Source organism: Vibrio sp. A8-1, assembly GCF_013048685.1.
GTDB classification, from domain to species: domain Bacteria; phylum Pseudomonadota; class Gammaproteobacteria; order Enterobacterales; family Vibrionaceae; genus Vibrio; species Vibrio metschnikovii.
Map to the genome: position 1 here is coordinate 1 of NZ_VHTC01000120.1, position 635 is coordinate 635.

Annotated in this window: 1 protein-coding gene; it reads left to right on the forward strand. The window is 39.4% G+C overall.

What is annotated here, in order from left to right:
• Positions 1-500, forward strand: a 500-nt coding sequence (locus FKN93_RS17525; protein WP_212755199.1) for a hypothetical protein, incomplete at its 5' end; no start/stop codon positions are given.
• Positions 501-635 lie beyond the last annotated feature (135 nt).

Below are 635 nucleotides of genomic sequence, written 5' to 3' on the forward strand. Positions count from 1 at the left end.
GTAGTAGCGTTGTCAGCCCCTTAAGCGGGCGTTATAACCCACCGGAAATCAGAGTATACAATATGGAAAAATTTGAATTCAGAACTATCTATTTTTGGGTGCACACTTCATTCCCCGCAGTTTCTGTTGCGTTTTTTCTTAGCTTGCTGAGTGCTCAGCCACCGACGATTAACGCATTGTCGATAAAATTCGCGTCAGTGTTTTTTTGCATCAGCGTAATTTTAAATGCAAGCTTATCGCTCTTTTTGGCTTTATTTGGCAATATCAAAGGCTATGTTAATCGCATTTACTACACGCTTTATCCATGGAATGACCTAGGCAGTTTACCCGCTATATCTATATATAGCTTCATGTTTGGCATGATTTCGTTGTTTAGCTATTACTCATATTTATATGCTTTTACGGCTGTAATTACGATCTTCTACACAGGCAATCGTATTCAATCCCAAGTAAACAAAGCTAATGCGGATGCCTTTGAAAAGGCACAAGATACGGAGTGAAATGGGTTATAACAATCAATTTAAGAGGGATTCACAACGCTTGGTACTTTTGCTTCTACTTCAAATTTAGTGTTTATGGCACAATGCTTTAGGTTTGGGTGGAGGCGTTGTTCACCCCTTAATTGGGCGTTATGT